The sequence below is a fragment of the Paenibacillus sp. 481 genome, from assembly GCF_021223605.1.
Lineage (GTDB): Bacteria > Bacillota > Bacilli > Paenibacillales > Paenibacillaceae > Paenibacillus_B.
The window spans coordinates 3,832,836-3,853,065 of the sequence record NZ_CP075175.1; the positions used below are offsets into that span (position 1 = coordinate 3,832,836).

Sequence of the window (20,230 nt, forward strand, 5' to 3'; positions counted from 1 at the left end):
GCAAGGTTTTTTGCATAATTTGTATACTGATTTGTGCGTGTTAGCATACCTTACATGAAATATAAAAAATACCTGACATGACTATTGACGAAATTTTACTTCAAGATCTATAATGACTCTAACAATAAAAACGAAAAAGAACAATTGACGGGGAATGGACGTTTAATGTTCGGGATTAGGAGGAGTTACGATGTCTGTTAACGCTATTTTGGAGCTTATTAAAGAGAAAAACATACAATATGTTGATTTCCGTTTTGTGGATTTGATGGGGCGTGCTCACCATATCAGCTTGCCTGCTACAGAGGTGGAAGAAGGAACGTTTGAGAACGGCGTAGCATTTGACGGTTCATCCATTGCAGGATTCCGCGGTATCGAGGAATCTGACATGGTTATGATGCCTGACACAGACACGAGCTATGTGGACCCTTTTACAGCTCATCCGACACTAATCATCATGTGTAACATCCATACCCCAGATGGTGTTCGTTATGAACGTGACCCGCGCAGTATCGCGCAAAAGGCAGAGGAATTCATGCAAACGACAGGTGTAGGCACGGATGCATACTTTGCACCTGAATCAGAGTTCTTTATTTTCGATGAAGTTCGTTATGAAAATTCAATGAACAGTGCTTCGTTCTTTGTGGATTCAGAAGAGGCTGGTTGGAATACGAATCGTAAAGAAGATGGCGGCAACCTCGGCTTTAAAATTCAAACTAAAGGCGGCTATGTGCCGGTTGCTCCTATCGATACACAGCAAGATTTGCGCAGTGAGATGTGTCGCTTGTTGCAAGAAGCAGGCTTGCGCATCGAGCGTCATCACCACGAAGTGGCAACTGCAGGTCAAGGCGAGATTAACTTCCGCTTCGATACATTGACACGTACAGCAGACAATTTGATGAAGTACAAATATATCGTACACAATACGGCACGCCAATTTGGTAAGACAGCAACATTTATGCCAAAGCCACTGTTTGGCGACAATGGTAGTGGTATGCACGTGCACCAGTCCATTTTCAATGGGGACACACCGTTGTTCTACGAAAAAGGTGGCTATGCGAACTTGAGCGAGATGGCGCTGCACTATATCGGTGGTATTTTGCATCACGCTCCGGCGCTGCTTGCGATTACAAACCCAAGTACGAACTCGTTTAAACGACTTGTACCAGGTTACGAAGCGCCAGTAAACCTTGTGTTCTCCAAAGGAAATCGTTCCGCAGCTGTTCGTATTCCGGTCGCTGCTGTAACGCCTAAGGGCTGCCGTATTGAATTCCGCACGCCTGATTCTACCGCTAACCCATACTTGGCGTTTGCAGCTATGTTGATGGCAGGCTTAGACGGAATTAAGCGCAAGCTTGACCCGAGCGCACTGGGTTACGGCCCATATGACCGCAACATCTATGATTTGTCCGATGCGGAGAAGAAAGACATTCGTAGCGTACCTGGCACGATGGAAGAGTCGTTGGATGCTCTGGAGGCAGACCACGAGTTCTTGTTGGAAGGCGGCGTATTTACGAAAGACTTTATCGATAACTATATCAGCCTCAAACGTGGAGAAGCGAAGTCGGTTGCGATTCGTATTCATCCGCAAGAGTATAGCCTTTATTTTGACTGCTAATCGACATCATTTTTTGAACGCATCATTCATCATTCGACACGATAGTTGAATAGCACTTTTCACAAGAACTCGCAGTAATGCGGGTTCTTTTGCGTAGTAACGTTATGGTATGTAGTTCGTATGTGGCTAAAATCCGAACGAAACAGCTGAACTATTACGTCTTTTTTCGGATTTAGTTCTGATTTGGATATTGAAGCTCGTGCAGATACCTGCTATCATTACAATAATTTAGATCAAGACCAGCAGAAGGTGGGGATAAGGATGGGAAATCAGCAACAACGAGCATACAATTTTAACGCGGGGCCAGCTGCATTGCCGTTGGAAGTGTTAGAACGAGCGCAAGCCGAATTCGTAGATTTTCGTAATCAAGGCATGTCCATTATGGAAATGTCGCACCGTGGAGCTGTTTATGAGCAAGTACACAATGAAGCGAAATTACTGTTGAAGCAATTGCTGCAAGTGCCAGATGGCTACGATGTATTGTTTTTACAAGGGGGAGCCAGCACTCAATTTGCGATGATTCCGATGAATTTGTTGACACCTGACAAGGTCGGAGGCTATGTCATCAGCGGTGCTTGGGCGAACAAAGCGCTTCAGGAAGCGGCGTTAATCGGGGAGACGAAGGTCGTTGCCTCAACCGAAGGCGATGCTTATATGCGTATGCCGCAGCCACATGAAATCGTCGCACCAGAGAACGCTGCTTACGTGCATTTAACCTCGAATGAAACGATCGAAGGCACTCAATTCGCGCAATATCCGACACGTCAAGACGTGCCTCTAATTATGGATATGTCAAGTGATATCCTTAGCCGTCCAATTGACGTCTCTCAATTTGATCTCATTTATGCTGGGGCTCAAAAAAACTTAGGCCCTTCCGGTGTTACAGTCGTTATCGCAAAAGAGGAATTGTTGGCTAACAGTCCAAAGACGATCCCAACGATTATGAGATACAGTACACATTTTAAAAATAATTCGCTGTACAATACACCGCCTTCATTTTCGGTTTATATGGTTAACTTGGTGCTGCAATGGATTCAGGCACAGGGTGGCCTAGCGGCGGTGGAGCGCAACAATCAGGCGAAAGCACAGCTCCTGTATCATGCGATTGACGAGAGCGGTGGCTTCTTCCGTGGCTGTGCGCATAAGGACAGCCGTTCCTTGATGAACGTAACGTTCCGCTTAGGCAATGAAGAGCTGGAGAAGGCCTTCATTAAGCAAGCCGATCAAGCAGGCTTTATCGGTTTAAAAGGGCACCGTAGTGTTGGAGGCCTGCGTGCTTCGATTTACAATGCGGTTCCTTATGAGAACTGCGACGCTTTGGCGCAGTTTATGCGTCAATTTCAGCAGCAGAATGGTTAGATATACGTGTATAAGCGGTGACTACAGGTCAGCTAAAAGGCAGCATTGTCTATACTGATGACCAAAACAAATAGCTATATCCAAACAAACCCGTCTGCATATGGTGCAGGCGGGTTTGGCATGAAAAGATTACGTTTATGCTTGCTGTGGATAAATAGTCGATGCAGCCAGACATTGCTTGACGGTGTCGGCCAACTTGTAGCCGACATTGCGGATCGTCACAATAAATTCAGGGCTGCGCGCGTTTTTTTCCAACTTGTCACGAAGATGACTAATATGAACGTCAACGATGCGCGTATCGCCCAAAAAATGATAGTCCCACACGCCATGTAGCAATTGTTGGCGGCTCAGAACCTTGCCACGGTGGCGGCATAGAAAGACGAGTAGTTCGAACTCTTTTGGCGTTAAATCGATGCTACGGCCGTTTAAGAGCACCTCACGCTGCTTCTCGATAACGGTCAAGCCACCAATTTCATAAATCGTTCCCTCGGCATCAGAAGGCAGCGTTTGCACACGTCTCATCAGTGAACGAATGCGTGAAATAAGTTCCTGCGGGCTAAAAGGCTTTGTCATATAATCATCAGCGCCGTTGTCCAAGCCTACGATGCGTTCACTCACTTCATGCATGGCGGTCAGCATAATGATCGGAACCATATTGTGCTGCGTGCGCAGCCTACGGCACACGTCTAAACCGTTCGTTTGCGGCAGCATGCGGTCGAGAACGATGGCATCCGGACGGAATTTGGTTAACACCTCAAACACGGATTCACCATCTGAGACACATAATACCTCGTAACCAGCCAGTCTTAAATTGTATTCTATAAGAATCAACATTGAAGGATCATCATCGACAACTAAAATTTTCGACTTCATCGCGTACCTCCTGATACCATGTTATACATGTATTATGAATGCGAACAATTAACACCATATTAAGGTCATGTAAAATGGGTGTTAAATCGCGCAAGTATACGCGTGTTTGTGTAAATTGGTGTATAATAGATAGGAATGTGAGGTGAATAACGGATGGCTCTGCATATTGTACTTGTCGAACCTGAAATTCCTGCCAATACGGGCAACATCGCGCGTACGTGCGCGGCAACGGGCATACATCTACACTTGGTACGTCCACTTGGATTTCGAACTGACGATGCGACATTAAAGCGCGCTGGACTCGATTATTGGCACGCTGTAAATATTGAATACCACGATTCGTTCCAAGAAGTGCTGGATAAATACGCGGATGCGCGTTTTTTTTATGCCTCGACGAAAGCGACAAATCATTATTGCCAATTTGAGTATCAAGATGGCGATTTCTTCGTATTCGGCAAAGAAACCAAAGGATTGCCGGCGGAACTGATCGAAGCTAATCGTGAAACATGTATTCGTATGCCGATGACAAAAGAGGTGCGTTCGCTTAATTTGTCCAACTCGGCTGCCATTATTTTATTTGAAGCTTTAAGGCAGCTTGGTTTCCCTAATTTAGATTAGGCGACATCTGGTTAGCAAAAAAAGAACTATTCCAATTATCATTTTTATAAATGGTAAAGGTATAGTTCTTTTTTCATTTCTCGTAATTTTGATGAAATATAAAAATAAATCGTTATGACTATAATTCAATTGTGATAAAATAGTCATAAAGATATACATAATGACAACGTTTAGATACAAAGTAACAGAGTCATTAGTCTTGTTTTTGCTATATTTTCGATTTAATTGCTTTTTAGTGGTGCAGAATTTGTCGATCTTGAAACATTGAATTTGCTTGAAAATAGGCGAAAAGTAAGGCTTAAACGAGTATGATGTAGTTTTATTCTATTCATTTCGGACACATTATTACAGGAACTGAATAAAAATAAAACTTATTGACAAATTTCAGCAGGATTTTTGCCTAGGTATATCGAAGTAGATAGAGCGGTAGTTTCAAGGGTAATCATGAGAAGAGTATATACGAGAGAGGTGGAACTTATGAAACCTGCCGGTGTAGTCCGCAAAGTAGACCAATTAGGACGTATAGTATTACCAAAATCACTCAGGAAGCGTTACCAAATGAACGAGGGGGATCCTGTCGAAATCTTGGTACAGGGAGACCACATTATTTTGGAGCGCTACCGTCCAAAATGTGTGTTCTGTGGATCCATGGACGGTGTGTCAGATTTTAAAGATCGATACATATGTTCACAATGCATGACTGACATGACGCAATTGATTCGCTAAGCAAGAGAAAAATGGGAGCATCTACCTTTAGGTAGAGCTCCTAATTTTTTTATCCAAACTAACATCAGGGGTGTTATTCGTGCTGAGAATCGATCAGGTAAAGGATATTAAAGAGGCAGCAACTCTTATTTTTACACTAAACAATAGGGAAGCGCATCATATCGCCTATTGTGGGGAAAAGGAAGAGGAAATATTAAATAGTTTGCTGAATGATTTTAGCGATCGGGATACGAAAGATAGCATTGTGGCTGCCTATGAGGACGGCGAGCTGATTGCAGTGCTAGGTTTCGATATCGATAGTGAAAGGCGGACGGCTGAAGTATGGGGACCGTTTGTGAATACGGAATCGGGCGAGAAATGGCTTCAGATTGCGCAGTTGTTATGGACAGCAGGCAAAGAACTCGTTCAAGAACATGTGTCCACAGCCTATTTCTTTTTTAATCAGCATCATCAGTATATGGCTGCTTTCATGGACACGCTTGGCGTGGAGCGAGCAGGTGAAAATGCTATTTTCCATGCTACACAGCAATTGTGTGACGAACTGAAAGTCGCTCATTTACCCTATTTAGATCCTAACCAGCACGAAGCCTTTATCGCTTTGCATGAGGAAGCATTCCCGAACAGCTATTATAGTGGATTAGATATTTTACAGAGGCTGAATGATCATAACAAGGTCCTCGTATCTGTAGGGGATAATGAACAACTCCAAGGATATATTTATGTCGAGTGTGAGCCGGAATTTGGCGAAGGAAGCATCGAATTTTTTGCGGTGGCACCATCATTTCAAAATCAAGGCATTGGAACGAGACTGATTCAAAACGGCTTGTTCGAGTTGTTCGGCAGACAAGGTATTAAGAAGATGAATTTGTGTGTGGATGCGAATGATGAGAAACCGATTCATGTATATAAAAGAGCAGGTCTGACCGTTAAACATATGCTATATTTTTATAAAGTTCAATGGTAGTGGATAGGCAAGAATAAGAAAAGCTTCCCATATTGTAGGGAAGCTTTTCTGCTTACAAGCCTTTTGTCTTGTCTTCGTTGTAGCCTGCTGTAAAGTTGGCTACTAAGAACATGACTAATACGAGCATGATGATCCAAAATACGACGGACATGATGCACACCTCCAATAACCTTCCTTTATTATAACCAAGACATGCCAAAAAACAAATGATAATGGTGTGAATTTTGACCAATTCTTTTATGTTAATAGAGGCTAAGTGTGCAAGGTAAGACTATTTAAAAAATAAAAAGTGCGTTGGTAGAGGTCGAAGTTGACCATCAGACGGGCTATTAACAACACGTCCGTTAAAAATTAATGACGATGAGCCGCCGCCATCTAAATTGTAGGCGTCTTTAACGCCTAAATTGATTAGCTTCGCTTGCAGCTCTTCGAGTGTAGCACCCGAGCTGCCGTTCTCATTGTAACCATCAGCTACGATAATAAGGAGCTGATCGTCCTTATAGTTGCCGATAACGGTTCGTGGTGCACGATGGGGCTTTGTCTTCCATTTATCCGGTATAGGTAGCTTGACACCGTTGTCCAATAACGCAGGAACAAACGTAGCACCGAACTTCGGATCTAATCGATCCAATTGGGATTGACTATGGAATTCGCCTCCGATAAGCTTGCCGGTATTGTTCAAGCCGACGAACGTCAAATCTTTGTGACTCGGTTCGAAACTGTTAACATAGTTTCCGTTCATGACAGTCGTGCCTAGCGGGAAACGCTTGCCCCTTCCATCTGCATAGCCACCGGCGTTGATTCCAGCTACCGCGCCATAGCGCCTTACTGCTTGCAGCGTCGTTTCTGAGCTGCCGTATGAGTCATGACCTAGCGTCATTCGCATCGCTTTCGGGTCTTTCAATTTTACTTTCATAGCATAACCACTATATGTAGGCTGGGCGATTCGATACAGTTCGGCACGCAAATCGTCGCTGTTAATGCGTTCCTTTACGGGGCCAAGACGTGAGGATATACGTCGGTCGTAAATTTGGCCGGGGCGCTTTGCCTGAGTAGAGGCCGCTCGAACAACATCGTTCATCGTCGTCGTTGTGCGCTTATATATAGTAGAAACTCGGCGCACAGAATCAACCGTATACGCAGCAGTCTTACGCGCCTGCTCCATATCTTTGGCCAGCGCAGCCTGCTTCTGATTAAAGGCTACGGGTTCAGCTAGTGGCTGCCACGATAATTGAAAAGATGTAGAGAGCGATGTCGAGAGCATTAATATCATCATTCCCAAGAATGGGGCGGTCGCTAGCATAAACAACCGATTGATTCGTTTAATTTCCCAGTTCATCGTTATCCCTCACTTATTTCAGCAAGTTCAATTGCTTTTGCAGCTCATTCAACTGCTTCTTCACTTCATTAAGTTGTGTATATAATTTGTTGCTGTTGTCTGTCTTGTTCGATGTGTTATCTTTCGTGAATGTTAACAATTCATTAAACGCATCGACTTTATTTTGCATCGAATCAAGCTGTACACTAAGCCCGTTCAAGCGTTTCTCGTAAGATTGCTGCACTTGCTTCAGCTGAGCTTCGGTTTGCTTGTGCAAATCTTGCAGCATCACAGTCTTCATATGTTGACTATAAAAATAAGTAGCTGTCATGCCAGTGACGATCATACCTAGCCAAAATACAAGAAACCATTTTGGGCTTGCTCCGCTCGTCTTCGATCGGGTGCGACGGCTTGTGTCGCGTTCCGTTTGCATAGATGGTTGCACGCTATTCACCTCGAAAGAAGTCGATTTTGTAAAAAAACATTCTATTATTCTAGCACGTATGTCAACATAATTGCAAAATCCGTAAAAAATAGACATTGCAGCAATACAGAACGTCATATACAATCACTTTAGGTTTGTAGAATTTTGTCGGATTATATGAAAGTTTTCGACAAAGTTAAATCGATTGCATTGCTGCTCGTTCCGCGTAGCAGAAAGGTTGAGGATTACGATTATGAGCTCAAAAATTTATCCTAAACTAGGGGGTCTCATTTTTGTCCTCTTGCATATTTGGTTTATTTGGATAACGTTTCAACACCCTTTTATTGGAATTCGCACGCAGTTGGAAAATGGGAAATGGCACATTTCAGAGATGGACAGGTTGGATATCGCTAACAAATACGACTTGCGCATCGGGGATGTCGTCACGAGCATAGATGGGAAATCGCCTGAACAAAATGTACATATTGTGCGTTGGCGGGCAATTGAGCAAGTAGACTGGATTACGGTAGCGCGAGGAGAACATACGAAAACGATCTACATAGCGGATCTGCCGAAAGAGTGGTCCACGAATTTGATGCCGCTCTTGACGGAATTGATCCTGTTCGCGATTGCTGCATATTTATGGCGAAGAAGAAATCATGCACCGTCTGCGCGTTTACTAGCTTGTCTATTTTTTTTAATGGGAACTATTTATATGTGTATTGGGGCTTCGTTTCGTGGAGATCCGATTAGTGTGATTCTCATTACAACGGCAGTTGCTTTATTTCCGATTATGTTATTGCATTTTTTGATTTTGTTTTTTCATGAAAAAGGCGGTATTGTCATTCCGAAGCGGCTACTCGTAGTGTTGTATTCAATAGTAGGTTTGGAACTGATCGGTAAGCTTTTATATTTTCATCCGAATTTTGCCTATCCGGTGTATCGCACTTGTTACTGGTTTACTTACATATTTGTGATTGTCGTTATCATACTTAATATTATTGTTCTTACCCATTTATCGATACGTTATCGCAAAGAGCAGGCGTATTTGTCGGCCGTAATTCGCTTTATTTGGTTGTCGATCATTGCTGCATTTGCACCAGTCATTGTATTGTCGTTGTTGCCGCGCTGGATCGGGGGGACGTTTATCGTTTCTCCGCTCGTAACAGGTTGGTTTACTTTTATTATTCCGATCTTGTTTATTTACTTAACGGCGTTTCATCGTCTTTACGATATTGATGTTGTGGTCAGACGCACAGTAACGGTGCTGCTGATCGCGATGGTGCCTAGTGCGCTTATCGTTGGGCTTAATGGGCTTATTTTCAGCGCTACTGCTACGATGGCATACCAAGTCATTAGTTTCCTTTTTATCGTAATCGTGTTGACATTTGTCCTTTATTCTTTGGAATATTTCCGCAACAAGCTTGAATCGGTCATGTATCCGCGTTCTACAAGGCTGCATCGACTTCTTCAGAACGTATCGGGGGATTTGAGTTCCGTTTCAACTGTGCCTGATACGGCTGACGTTATTTTACATTCACTTATGAAAGGTTTGTATATTAAAGGCGCAGCTGTTGTGATGAAGTTTCCACATGAATCGCTAGATACGTATATAAATGGAGATGTTGATCATTATTTGTTGGAAAGACATATTCGTACAGGTGAATGTCAGCATCCAAACTATCAATGGTTTGAGCTGGAACGAAATGAGGATTATGTCTGTTTCGTAGTCGTTGTGCACCATGAATTGAGTACGAATACAACGAATATGGAAGAAAACAACTGGATTCAAAAATTGTTCGGTTTAGTTCGTATCGGTTTGAATAAAAGTTATAGCATGCAAGAAATGAAAAAGCGTATAGAATCATATGAACAGCCGATGCAACATCCTTCTTATGCAACAACACCACAAGGATTGCAGCTCGTGTTGACGTTGTTCGATACACAGGAAAAAGGGAAAGCGAAGCTCGTTCGTACGGTGCAAGAGACGGTTATGCAGCCGCTGCATGAACTGAATACGACGTTGAAGCATTGGAGTTCTTGGAAAGATACGATCAATCATGAGGAGTTACGGATGGCAGGGGAGAAGCTAGAGACAGTCAATCAGCAGCTTGGCCATCTATGCTTTGCGCTCCAACCGAAGTTGATTGAAACGGTTGGATTTGCAAATGCGATTCAACATTACATAGATTTAGAATTCGAGCAGTTGGGGAGCGAGGTTACGTTCGAAAGATCGGTTCATCCGCTGCTTGATGCACAGTCGCCTAGCTTTAAGCTTCATTTGTTCCGAGTGGCACAGGAGCTGTTAATGAATGCACGCAAGCATGCTTATGCCGAGCGTATTTACTTGGGGTTGTGGGCAGATTTGAATGGCATCATTATGTATTATGAAGATGACGGAGTTGGATTTGATCCTGGTGCCGTGTTTGGGCAGCAAGTCCAATCAAGAGGCCTAAAGCAGATGAGGGCTCGCGTGTTAACGCAACAGGGAGATGTGGAGTGGAAAGTGACGCCAAATCAAGGGGTTGTTATGGAAATTATTATTCCTTACCCATCCATATCGTCTGAACAATCTTAAATCGTAAGACGGGGAGCCGCTGCTAATAGAGAGTGGCTCTTTTTGTGTCTTTCACGATGTGATGCGGTGTAAAAGGATTGCATTGCTATAGCAAACGGTGTATCATTTTGGAAACAGAAAGGGGCGGTTATAGATGAAATATTCGTTCTCTAAGCGAGTACAATCCGTGGAAAGTTCAGTTGTGCGTGAGATTTTAAAGTTGACACAAGGCAAGTCGATTATATCTTTTGCAGGCGGATTGCCAGCAGATGAATGGTTTCCAGTAGATGCGATGCGCGTCGCGGCGGAGCGAGTGTTCAATCAGGGTCCGCAGGCGTTGCAGTACGGATTGACAGAAGGGGTTACGGCGTTAAGAGAGAGCATTTCTCAGCGTATGGCTGCAAATCGCAATATTCATGCTGATGTGAATGAAATCTTGGTAACGAGCGGCTCACAGCAAGCGCTAGATTTGTATGTTCGCGCTTTGCTTGATCCAGGTGATGTCGTACTCGTGGAAGATCCAACGTACTTGGCGTGTTTGCAAGTGTTAGGCATGAACGAGGCGCGTGTGATTCCGGTCGAGAGCGATGATTTCGGTATGCTGCCAGATGATCTGGAACAAAAGTTGAAGCAGTATAATCCGAAGTTCGTCTATGTCGTGCCGACATTTAGCAACCCGACTGGGCGCGTATGGAGCTTGGAGCGTCGTGAAGCGCTACTGAGGTTGTGTCGTGAGCAGGAAACGTTAATATTGGAAGATGATCCTTACGGCGATATTAGCTTTACTTCTAATAAAGTGCCAACTATTGCATCTTTGGAAGGAAAGCAAGCGGATCGTATTGTGGCATATACGAGTACGTTTAGTAAGACCGTTGCTCCAGGACTGCGTACAGGCTGGGTCGTAGCAGATAAACGTATCATTAATATGATGGCTAAGGTCAAGCAATCATCAGATTTGCATTCAAGTGTGTTGGATCAGCTTATTTTAGTAGAAATGCTTAATCCAGCAGTATTTAATATAGATGACCATATTCATAAGCTGGCTGCGGTTTATAAGGAACGTATGGAGACGATGGCAGCTGAGTTGAAAAATGATTTATGGAAAAATGCGCGTTGGAACCTGCCGCAAGGTGGTATGTTCTTCTGGGTGGAGTTGCCGGAAGGATTGCACGCCGACTCGTTATTGAAGTGCGCTGTTGAAAAGGGCGTTGCTTTCGTACCGGGGAAACCGTTCTATGCGAGCGAGGCGAAGCGGAATACGTTAAGGCTGAACTATTCATTTGCTGAGCCGAGCGTCATTCGCACAGGCATGTCGCGTTTGTCAGAAGCGGTGAGTGAATTTACAGCACGTTCTTCAGATTAATGAATGTGGAGCTGCGTTGCCTTCAGTGCACATTGCGAAATGAAGGCAAGACAGCTTCGTTCTTGAGTTGAGCGGGCATAAGTTAAGAAGGAAATCGTTCTTTTGTGGGGAGCTTGTCTCTGGTGCAAAAGGGCGGTTTCTTTTTTTGTTTTTACATTGAAAATAAGGAGATAGGACCTGTGTATATAACCCCTCATTTGTTCAGGAAATGAGGGGTTATATTTTTAAAAAGGGGTGTTCTGATTTCTTCCCCGCACTGCGTTGCGGACGACGTCTGCGTATTGTTCTAGTGCTTGCTTGCCCTCATGTGTGAGCGAATATTTGCCACGGCTTTCTCGCAGGAACCAGCCGTAGTAGTTACGCTGCAAGACGGCAGCCGCATCGCTTACGCCGCTGCGCAGGCGCACGTGCGCGGCTCGCTGGGGCTGGCTTGCCAGCGCCGTCGCTTCCTGCGCTTCGCTCGGCAAAGTCGCCAGCGTCGTCGCTTCCTGCGCCTCGCTCGGCAAAGCCGCGAGCGCCGTCGCTTCCTGCCCTTCGCTCAGCAAAGCCGCTGCCACACGCAGCGCCTTCTCGCGATACGCGGTCACAAGCTGCCGCTGCGTGCTGCCGCCCACGTTGTAGTCGCCGCTACGCCCAGCGAACTCGCGCGCAAGCCGTGCCGCTCGCGTCTTAATAGGCTTGCGTCCCGTCTGCGCCTCACTTGGCTCACACACGACCTCCACCAACGGTGGCTTGCGCTTATAGAACGTCACCGTGATATAACCAAGACCGAGGCGCTTGCACAAATCGATCAGCGCAGTAGGCCGATGACCGCGGCTGCCGCTCTTTTTTTCAACCGCGACATACACTTGCGTCGATACTTTCAGCCGCTCTAGCGCTTGCAGGACAAGCGTCAAATTAAAGGTCGATTTCATTTCCACCACAATGGGCCCGGCTTCGGGCTGTTCCGGATGTATCGCGACTAAATCACAATGCCGCACTTCGGCACGCACTTCGTATCCGCTTTTTTCAAAAAAAGCTTTAACAGGCGCGTACAACTCCGTCTCCTTCCGCCCGGGTGTACGTGCTGCTTGAGCTTGCTTGGGCACGCTACTCACCTCTACCTTTTCATTTCGTACTGCTCCGTTAGGCATATATGTGCATTATATCACGCTATCGATGTGGACGTATTCCTACCACTTGGCTCAAAATTTCGTGAAACTAATGCCGAGCTGCCGCATACGTATGTAATACCCTGTAATTATTATAGGATATTCCATTAGTGAAAAGGCATTCAGCGCCCAAGGCGTTTGTAAAATGACTTTGACAGGCAGACAGAGGTAAGCGGCGATGAAAGGTTATGTTGCAAATAGGGAGCATTGGAGGTTAATGAGATGGACATTTTCAAACGAATAGCGGAGCATCGTACTGAGAGCGAACGGTTAGCCTGGACCGGAACGTTCAAGGAATATGTCGACTTGCTGCGCAACGACCCCGCATCGGCTATGACAGCCCACGCCCGTGTGTACGAGATGATCGCGGCACACGGTTTCGAGGAGGTGAACGGCCATAAACGTTACAAATTTTTTGAAAAAGAGCTGTTCGGTCTGGATCGAGCGATTGAAAAGCTGGTAGAAGAATATTTCCATTCAGCGGCAAAAAGGCTAGACGTACGCAAGCGCATTTTGTTGTTAATGGGCCCAGTCAGCGGGGGGAAATCGACACTCGTAACGATGCTGAAGCGTGGTTTGGAGCAGTTTGCGCGCTCTGAGCGGGGAGCGGTGTATGCCATTAAAGGCTGCCCTATGCACGAGGAGCCACTTCATTTAATCCCACAAGAGCTACGCCCAGAAATAGAGCGCGAGTTGGGTGTACGCATTGAAGGCAACTTGTGCCCGTCTTGCCAAATGCGGCTGAAAACGGAATACCATGGCGATATTGAGCAAGTGCTCGTAGAAAGAGTCATTATTTCAGAAGAGAACCGAATTGGTATTGGTACGTTCAGTCCTTCTGATCCGAAGTCACAAGATATTGCTGACCTTACAGGCTCGATTGATTTCTCCACGATTACGGAATACGGTTCGGAATCTGATCCGCGCGCATACCGCTTCGATGGAGAACTGAACAAGGCAAACCGAGGCTTAATGGAGTTCCAAGAAATGTTGAAGTGTGATGAAAAGTTTTTGTGGAACTTGCTTTCGTTAACACAGGAAGGGAACTTTAAAGCGGGGAGATTTGCCTTAATTAGCGCGGATGAGCTGATCGTGGCCCACACGAACGAAGCTGAATATAAGACGTTTATTAGCAACAAAAAAAATGAGGCCCTGCAATCGCGGATGATTGTGATGCCGATTCCTTACAATTTAAAAGTGACAGAGGAAGAAAAAATTTATACGAAACTTATTTTGCAAAGTGATATGGGGCATGTCCATATTTCACCGCATGCACTGCGAGCCGCAGCGATATTCTCCATTTTAACCCGCCTCAAAGAATCGAAAAAGCAAGGCATGGATTTAGTGAAGAAGATGCGCCTGTATGACGGTGAGGAAGTGGAAGGCTACAAAGAGAACGATTTGAAGGAAATGCAAACCGAATTCAGTGAGGAAGGCATGTCGGGAGTTGACCCGCGCTATGTCATCAATCGGATTTCAAGTGCTCTAATTAAGCAGGACCTTCAATGCATTAATGCGCTAGATGTTCTGCGTGCGATTAAGGATGGATTGGATCAGCACGCCTCCATTACGAAGGAGGAGCGGGAACGTTATTTGAACTTTATTTCGGTTGCGCGTAAAGAGTACGATAGTTTGGCCAAAAAAGAAGTGCAAAAGGCGTTCGTCTACTCGTTCGAGGAGTCAGCCAAGACGCTGTTCGAGAACTATCTCGACAATATTGAAGCTTTTTGCAATTGGAAAAAAATTCGCGATCCGTTAACAGACGAGGAGATGGAGCCGGACGAAAGGCTGATGCGTTCCATCGAGGAGCAAATCGGTGTGTCTGACAATGCGAAAAAGGCGTTCCGCGAAGAAATCCTAATTCGATTGTCCTCATACTCTCGCAAAGGACGCAAGTTTGACTACAACAGTCATGATCGTCTGCGTGAAGCCATTGAAAAGAAACTGTTCACGGACTTAAAAGATATCGTCAAGATTACGACTTCGACGAAAACGCCAGATGAAAATCAGCTCAAGCGCATTAATGAAGTCACCGCCAGATTAATTGATGAGCATGGCTATTGCTCGGTATGTGCCAACGAACTGCTCCGTTATGTGGGCAGCTTATTGAACAGATAAAAGAGAAGGCCTCGCAAACGATACATTTGCGGGGCCTTTTTATGTATAATCCGTGAGTGGACTACGAACAATCTTTTTTTCGTCTATAGGCGAGGTATACCGAAATAAACACGATGGCGATCATAAGGGGCTGGTTCCCCATGTCGATCGATCCAAACAGGGACAAATACACAGAGCCGAGCAAAGTAACGAAAAGAATGCCTAAGTATACAAGTTCAGCCATTCCGGGTTTATTTCTACATACGATTCGCACGCCGACAACGATGATGACCGCAAATGCGATTAAAAAGCCTAGCACGATTAGGGTTGATGAAATAAGACTTAATTCCATGATAAAGCCCTCCTTTTTTCAATTTACCATAAAACCCCTTTATTGTGAATGATAAAGTTTCAGCTCGAAGAGAAATGTTAAGATTGCCCCAAAACCATAGGCCTGTCCCTTTTTTCCATGTATGATTATCGGGATGTGGAACTATTTTCATGTCAAACTATCGAAAGGAGACCGATCTCGTGTTCGTAAAAAGATTATTATCTACATATGTACTAGGACTCTCGTTGTACTTATTGTCTACGGCTACTGTCAAGGATCAGACATGGTGGGGGGGGACTTAGCGGAGCAACAAGTATTCGTATTTAGTTTGTTCATTATGTCGTCGGGATGGATTATATTCGTCTATCGCAAGATGAATAAGCGTGAAAGCGAGTACGAAGCTTTACTGGACAATGAAGGAAGTCAACGGCAAATCCGTTATTTAAGTCATAAGGAATTATGTGTTTTACAGATTGCGTATCGACAAAAAGGCTACGTAACCCCATTTGAAGTTGCGGCTTCTTCAAAGATATCGGTAAGAGAGGCAGAAGAGCAGCTATACGAATATCATTATGGGAGTTATATGGGTAGGCCTCGCTTTGTCGTATTACAACGATCAATATGAGGCGTGGGATGAGGAATGTGTTGAACGTGCTTGTTTAACTATTGCATCGCACAACAAGGGAATTATCAGCACAGCCGAGCTAGCATACAACCTTGGTATGACAATGGATGAGGCGTTTGCGCAGCTGCATAAATTAGCAGAACAGGGAACTTTACAACATGTTTTAGATGAGAATGAAATGAGTCTATTTCGTGTCAAAGGATTACTAGATGACTCCCAAAGGTTAAGATCGGAACAAATATGATCAATATTCGACAAGATTCTACATGAATTGAAGTTCATTTGTTGAATTTTGTTGAAAAGTGTTCACAATTTAGTCACTACTTTCCTCGCAAATTGTCGTAATGTAATGGTAGAGGAGAGGATATATATGGGAACATTAATGAAAGAACGACAATATCGTTGTCGAAGAGTTGCACGACTTAGATTACGTAAACAACAACAGGAGCAACTGATGCCAACTATTCAAGCTGGCTGTACGGCACCTTACTATGTGGCTGAAATTGAACCGTGGGAAAGAGAAGAGAGATGCGTACTGTCCGCTGGAAAATGTATTATAGATAACGAATATTACTATGTTCGTGGTAGGCTGACTGCGCCGAATGGAAACGGTCGCGGTAATGTTCACTGGGACGTGTGGATACAAGTGAGTGGTCAACAATATGATGCACTACTAACGACTTGCTCCCTACAAGAACAGACCTTAGCAGGAAAGTTATCTTCGGCCATTCCTGGCTACCCAGATACACTTGCTTTGCCCGTTACGATTAAATGGCAACCACGAAAGTCTGTACTTGATGTTCACGTGGACAATTCGGATCACCTGCTTGCAATCGAACAGAGACAAGGATTATCTTTTCAAAGGTGGTTGGAACTACAGCCATTGCACAACGCATACCATAAGCTACCAGACGCACGTTAATGACCTCTGACATCTACGAATACACTTCATGAATTCAATATTAACTTCTAAGATATATACAAAGCAGGAGGATAGCTACATCACTGAATAGAGTGAACAAGGTACCGCGCCATTGAGGACGAGGTGCCTTTTTGTATGTCCATATATGTACAACTCATCAAGATTCGGAACATGTGCGGAGGTGGAAAAATATAAAATGAGATGCATAAACCTCCTTTGCTTAAATGCATACTAACTTCGAGTGCTGAGCAAATGGTTCGGCCAAGTGAAACAGTATAGGAGGAAGAGGCATGGCTAACCAACATTTTGGGCAACATTTTGCTGCATCGAGTAGCAATAATGGTGTACACGGAGCGGGCTCATCAGGCGGCATTGTGGCAAGAACGTATAGCAACAATAATTCTGGCTCGCAAGGTAGTCAAGGAAATCAAGGCGGACATGTCAGCTATGGAAGTGCAAATTACAGCCAACCATCTAGTTATGGCAGCTATACGAACCACAGTGGCTATGGCGGTTTGGCAGGTGGTATCGTAGCTAGCACGTACAGCAATAATAACTCTGGACAACAAGGCAGCCAAGGATATCAAGGTGGCAGCGGGATTGCTGGTTATGGGCATTCCAGTAACTATGGTGGTAGCTATGGCGGCTTAACAGGAGGCATTGTGGCTAGCACGTACAGCAATAACACCGCTGGACAGCAGGGCAGTCAAGGATATCAAGGTGGTAGTGGCCATGCTGGTTATGGGCATTCCAGTAACTATGGTAATAGCTACGGAGGCTTAACAGGAGGCATCGTGGCTAGCACGTACAGCAATAACACCGCTGGACAGCAGGGCAGTCAAGGATATCAAGGTGGTAGTGGCCATGCTAGTTATGGGCATTCCAGTAACTATGGTAGTAGCTACGGAGGCTTAACAGGAGGTATTGTGGCTAGCACATACAGCAATAACACCGCTGGACAGCAAGGTAGCCAAGGATACCAAGGCGGACATGTTAGTTACGGACATAGCAACAATTCTGCAGGTCATAGTGGTAACGGTCAACGTCATTTTAGTGGTGGCATTTCTAGCGGTGGATTTACGAGTGGAACACAAGGCGGTTATACGAACTATAGTGGTGGCTATGGTGGGCGGCAAGGAAGTGGAGGAATTACAAGCGGGACGCAAAGTAATAGCCATGTTGGCGGCTACCAGCCGACCGGTGTACATAATGTGGTTGCACAGACGTACACCAGCCAATCGCAACCTGGTTACCGCGGTCAAGTGCATAGCGTAACCGCGTCGACACATGGCCCGGACGCGCAAGTAGTACCGAACAACTTCCAATCGAGTGGTCAAGTACACAGCATCACGGCGTCGACACATGGCCCAGACGCGAATGTCGTACCGAACAACTTCCAATCGAGTGGTCAAGTACACAGCATCACGGCGTCTACGCATGGCCCAGACGCGCAAGTAGTGCCGAACAACTTCCAATCGAGTGGTCAAGTACACAGCATCACGGCGTCGACACATGGCCCAGACGCGAATGTAGTACCGAACAACTTCCAATCGAGTGGTCAAGTACACAGCATCACGGCGTCTACGCATGGCCCAGACGCGCAAGTAGTACCGAACAACTTCCAATCGAGTGGTCAAGTACACAGCATCACGGCGTCTACGCATGGCCCAGACGCGCAAGTAGTGCCGAACAACTTCCAATCAAGTGGTCAAGTGCGCAGCATCACGGCGTCTACGCATGGCCCAGACGCGCAAGTAGTGCCGAACAACTTCCAATCGAGTGGTCAGGTGCAAAGCATCACGGCGTCTACGCATGGCCCAGACGCGCAAGTAGTGCCGAACAACTTCCAATCGAGTGGTCAGGTGCAAAGCATCACGGCGTCTACGCATGGCCCAGACGCGCAAGTAGTGCCGAACAACTTCCAATCAAGTGGTCAAGTGCATAGCATTACGTCGTCCACGCACGGACCAGAGGCGAACGTAGTGCCGAACAACTATCAATCGAGCGGTCAAGTACACAGCATCACGTCATCGACATATGGTGCAGAAGCAAACGGAGCGTCGAACAACTATCAATCGAGTGAGCAAGGACACAGCATAACCTCTTCGTTTACTTCTTGACGAATAAAGAAGAGCGACTCAAGCAAGCGGGTCGCTCTTTTCGTTGTGGTTAACGTATTTTGGCCACTGTAGCGCGTTCGATCAACTGCACAGGGAATTGATGCTTCTCTGGCGGTTGTCCCTTTGTGGTCAACTGGCGAAAAAAAGTTGAGAACGCTAGGCAGCCAAATTCAAAGCTGGACAAGTTGTATGTTGTAATATCGAGTACTTCCGCGAGCGGGATATTATCGAATCCAATAACCGACAATTCGCTAGGCACGTCCATCCCTTGCTTACGTGCTTCAATAATGATGCCTGCGGCTGATTGATCCCCTGCAACGAGCAGAGCAGTAGGCCGTTCGTTCATATTTGCGATCAACTTCACGACGTCCGCCCCCTGATCGACTTGGTAGCAATGATGAAAAATCCAAGCTGGATGAACAGCTTGTCCGATTTCCGTCAAGCAGTCCTTATAAGCACGTAGCCTGTTCACGCTATTAAAGCTATCGGGACGGCCTAACACGTAGCCAATTCGGCGATGTCCTTGTGCGATAAGTGTCTGCATCGCATGTGTTGTCGTCGCATAATGGTCCACATAAAGGGAAGAAATATGTGAAGAATCGGTATATTCGCAAGCTACAATAGGGCCATCCGCAGCATAGCCTTCTATATCCGACCAACCTAACTGTTTGGAGCATATAATCATGCCATCTACTTGCTTACGGCGAAGCGATTCTAGTGCGCTACGTTCCTCTTCTGGCTTATAGTCGGTTTGACAAATGACGATCCGGTATTTACGCTGCAACGCCTCATATGCGATTCCTTCTATCATTCCTGCAAAAAAAGGATGATTAGCAAATGGTAGCAGAACAGCGACCATTTGTGTGCGTCCTGTTGCTAAGTTAACTGCATTCAAGTTTGGCGTATAATCGAGCTTGCGTATAGCGTCCCAGACGGCTATCCGCTTTTCCTCAGCAACATAAGGATGGTCGTTCAGGACGCGTGACACGGTTGTAACAGATACGCCTGCCAAGCGCGCAATTTGCTTGATATTAGCCATCAGTCGGTACTCCTTATATGGATTGTAAAAGCTGGTTGTATCTCACTATTTTACTGCGTAAATTTATAAAATAAAATGGCTTGCTCTGAAAAGCGTTTCATACTTTAAGGTTAAGTTGTAACACAAAT

At 45.3% G+C, this 20,230-nt stretch carries 17 protein-coding genes; 11 read left to right on the forward strand and 6 right to left on the reverse strand.

Going from position 1 to position 20,230, the window contains the following annotated elements:
• The first annotated feature begins 190 nt into the window (after nucleotides 1-190).
• Nucleotides 191-1,615, forward strand: coding sequence for a type I glutamate--ammonia ligase (gene glnA / locus KIK04_RS16885; RefSeq protein WP_232274775.1), 1,425 nt, complete (start codon nucleotides 191-193; stop codon nucleotides 1,613-1,615).
• Between the two features lie 261 nt (nucleotides 1,616-1,876).
• Nucleotides 1,877-2,974: a 3-phosphoserine/phosphohydroxythreonine transaminase gene (serC, locus tag KIK04_RS16890; protein ID WP_232274776.1), complete on the forward strand. Its 1,098-nt coding sequence runs from the start codon at nucleotides 1,877-1,879 to the stop codon at nucleotides 2,972-2,974.
• A 135-nt stretch (nucleotides 2,975-3,109) separates the two neighbouring features.
• On the opposite strand, the gene KIK04_RS16895 is transcribed toward serC, so the two are convergent.
• On the reverse strand, nucleotides 3,110-3,847 hold the full coding sequence (locus KIK04_RS16895; RefSeq protein ID WP_232274777.1) for a response regulator transcription factor: 738 nt from the start codon (nucleotides 3,845-3,847) through the stop codon (nucleotides 3,110-3,112).
• 153 nt (nucleotides 3,848-4,000) lie between these two features.
• Between KIK04_RS16895 and trmL the strand changes: the two genes are divergently transcribed.
• From trmL to KIK04_RS16910, 3 genes are all read left to right on the forward strand, one after another.
• Nucleotides 4,001-4,465, forward strand: coding sequence for a tRNA (uridine(34)/cytosine(34)/5-carboxymethylaminomethyluridine(34)-2'-O)-methyltransferase TrmL (trmL, locus tag KIK04_RS16900; RefSeq protein WP_232274778.1), 465 nt, complete (start codon nucleotides 4,001-4,003; stop codon nucleotides 4,463-4,465).
• A gap of 477 nt (nucleotides 4,466-4,942) precedes the next feature.
• Nucleotides 4,943-5,191, forward strand: coding sequence for an AbrB/MazE/SpoVT family DNA-binding domain-containing protein (locus tag KIK04_RS16905; RefSeq protein ID WP_232274779.1), 249 nt, complete (start codon nucleotides 4,943-4,945; stop codon nucleotides 5,189-5,191).
• 79 nt (nucleotides 5,192-5,270) lie between these two features.
• Nucleotides 5,271-6,155: a GNAT family N-acetyltransferase gene (locus KIK04_RS16910; RefSeq protein ID WP_232274780.1), complete on the forward strand. Its 885-nt coding sequence runs from the start codon at nucleotides 5,271-5,273 to the stop codon at nucleotides 6,153-6,155.
• Nucleotides 6,156-6,426: 271 nt separating this feature from the next.
• Here the strand turns inward: KIK04_RS16910 and KIK04_RS16915 are convergent, their stop codons facing one another.
• A complete protein-coding gene (locus KIK04_RS16915) occupies nucleotides 6,427-7,494 on the reverse strand; it encodes a phosphodiester glycosidase family protein (RefSeq protein ID WP_232274781.1) in 1,068 nt (355 codons plus the stop codon).
• 13 nt (nucleotides 7,495-7,507) lie between these two features.
• Nucleotides 7,508-7,918 (reverse strand): hypothetical protein, encoded by a 411-nt coding sequence (locus KIK04_RS16920; protein WP_232278785.1) that lies wholly within the window; start codon nucleotides 7,916-7,918, stop codon nucleotides 7,508-7,510.
• A gap of 232 nt (nucleotides 7,919-8,150) precedes the next feature.
• Between KIK04_RS16920 and KIK04_RS16925 the strand changes: the two genes are divergently transcribed.
• Nucleotides 8,151-10,475: a sensor histidine kinase gene (locus KIK04_RS16925; RefSeq protein ID WP_232274782.1), complete on the forward strand. Its 2,325-nt coding sequence runs from the start codon at nucleotides 8,151-8,153 to the stop codon at nucleotides 10,473-10,475.
• Between the two features lie 133 nt (nucleotides 10,476-10,608).
• Nucleotides 10,609-11,817: an aminotransferase-like domain-containing protein gene (locus tag KIK04_RS16930; RefSeq protein ID WP_232274783.1), complete on the forward strand. Its 1,209-nt coding sequence runs from the start codon at nucleotides 10,609-10,611 to the stop codon at nucleotides 11,815-11,817.
• Nucleotides 11,818-12,041: 224 nt separating this feature from the next.
• Here the strand turns inward: KIK04_RS16930 and KIK04_RS16935 are convergent, their stop codons facing one another.
• The gene (locus KIK04_RS16935) at nucleotides 12,042-12,905 is read right to left on the reverse strand and encodes a DUF2161 family putative PD-(D/E)XK-type phosphodiesterase (RefSeq protein WP_442951098.1); all 864 of its coding nucleotides are present in this window, start codon (nucleotides 12,903-12,905) and stop codon (nucleotides 12,042-12,044) included.
• A 285-nt stretch (nucleotides 12,906-13,190) separates the two neighbouring features.
• Here KIK04_RS16935 and KIK04_RS16940 point away from each other — a divergent pair, with 285 nt between their 5' ends.
• Nucleotides 13,191-15,086: a PrkA family serine protein kinase gene (locus KIK04_RS16940; RefSeq protein WP_232274784.1), complete on the forward strand. Its 1,896-nt coding sequence runs from the start codon at nucleotides 13,191-13,193 to the stop codon at nucleotides 15,084-15,086.
• Nucleotides 15,087-15,147: 61 nt separating this feature from the next.
• On the opposite strand, the gene KIK04_RS16945 is transcribed toward KIK04_RS16940, so the two are convergent.
• The gene (locus KIK04_RS16945; RefSeq protein WP_232274785.1) at nucleotides 15,148-15,417 is read right to left on the reverse strand and encodes a hypothetical protein; all 270 of its coding nucleotides are present in this window, start codon (nucleotides 15,415-15,417) and stop codon (nucleotides 15,148-15,150) included.
• Nucleotides 15,418-15,733: 316 nt separating this feature from the next.
• Here KIK04_RS16945 and KIK04_RS16950 point away from each other — a divergent pair, with 316 nt between their 5' ends.
• The 3 genes from KIK04_RS16950 (at nucleotide 15,734) to KIK04_RS16960 (ending at nucleotide 19,063) form a co-directional block, all read left to right on the forward strand.
• Nucleotides 15,734-16,021, forward strand: a complete 288-nt coding sequence (locus KIK04_RS16950) for a hypothetical protein (RefSeq protein WP_232274786.1) — start codon at nucleotides 15,734-15,736, stop codon at nucleotides 16,019-16,021.
• A gap of 370 nt (nucleotides 16,022-16,391) precedes the next feature.
• A complete protein-coding gene (locus KIK04_RS16955) occupies nucleotides 16,392-16,943 on the forward strand; it encodes a DUF2199 domain-containing protein (RefSeq protein ID WP_232274787.1) in 552 nt (183 codons plus the stop codon).
• Between the two features lie 290 nt (nucleotides 16,944-17,233).
• Entirely contained in the window at nucleotides 17,234-19,063 is a 1,830-nt protein-coding gene (locus KIK04_RS16960; RefSeq protein ID WP_232274788.1) for a hypothetical protein, read from the forward strand.
• 49 nt (nucleotides 19,064-19,112) lie between these two features.
• On the opposite strand, the gene KIK04_RS16965 is transcribed toward KIK04_RS16960, so the two are convergent.
• Nucleotides 19,113-20,102, reverse strand: a complete 990-nt coding sequence (locus KIK04_RS16965; protein ID WP_232274789.1) for a LacI family DNA-binding transcriptional regulator — start codon at nucleotides 20,100-20,102, stop codon at nucleotides 19,113-19,115.
• Between the last annotated feature and the right edge of the window lie 128 nt (nucleotides 20,103-20,230).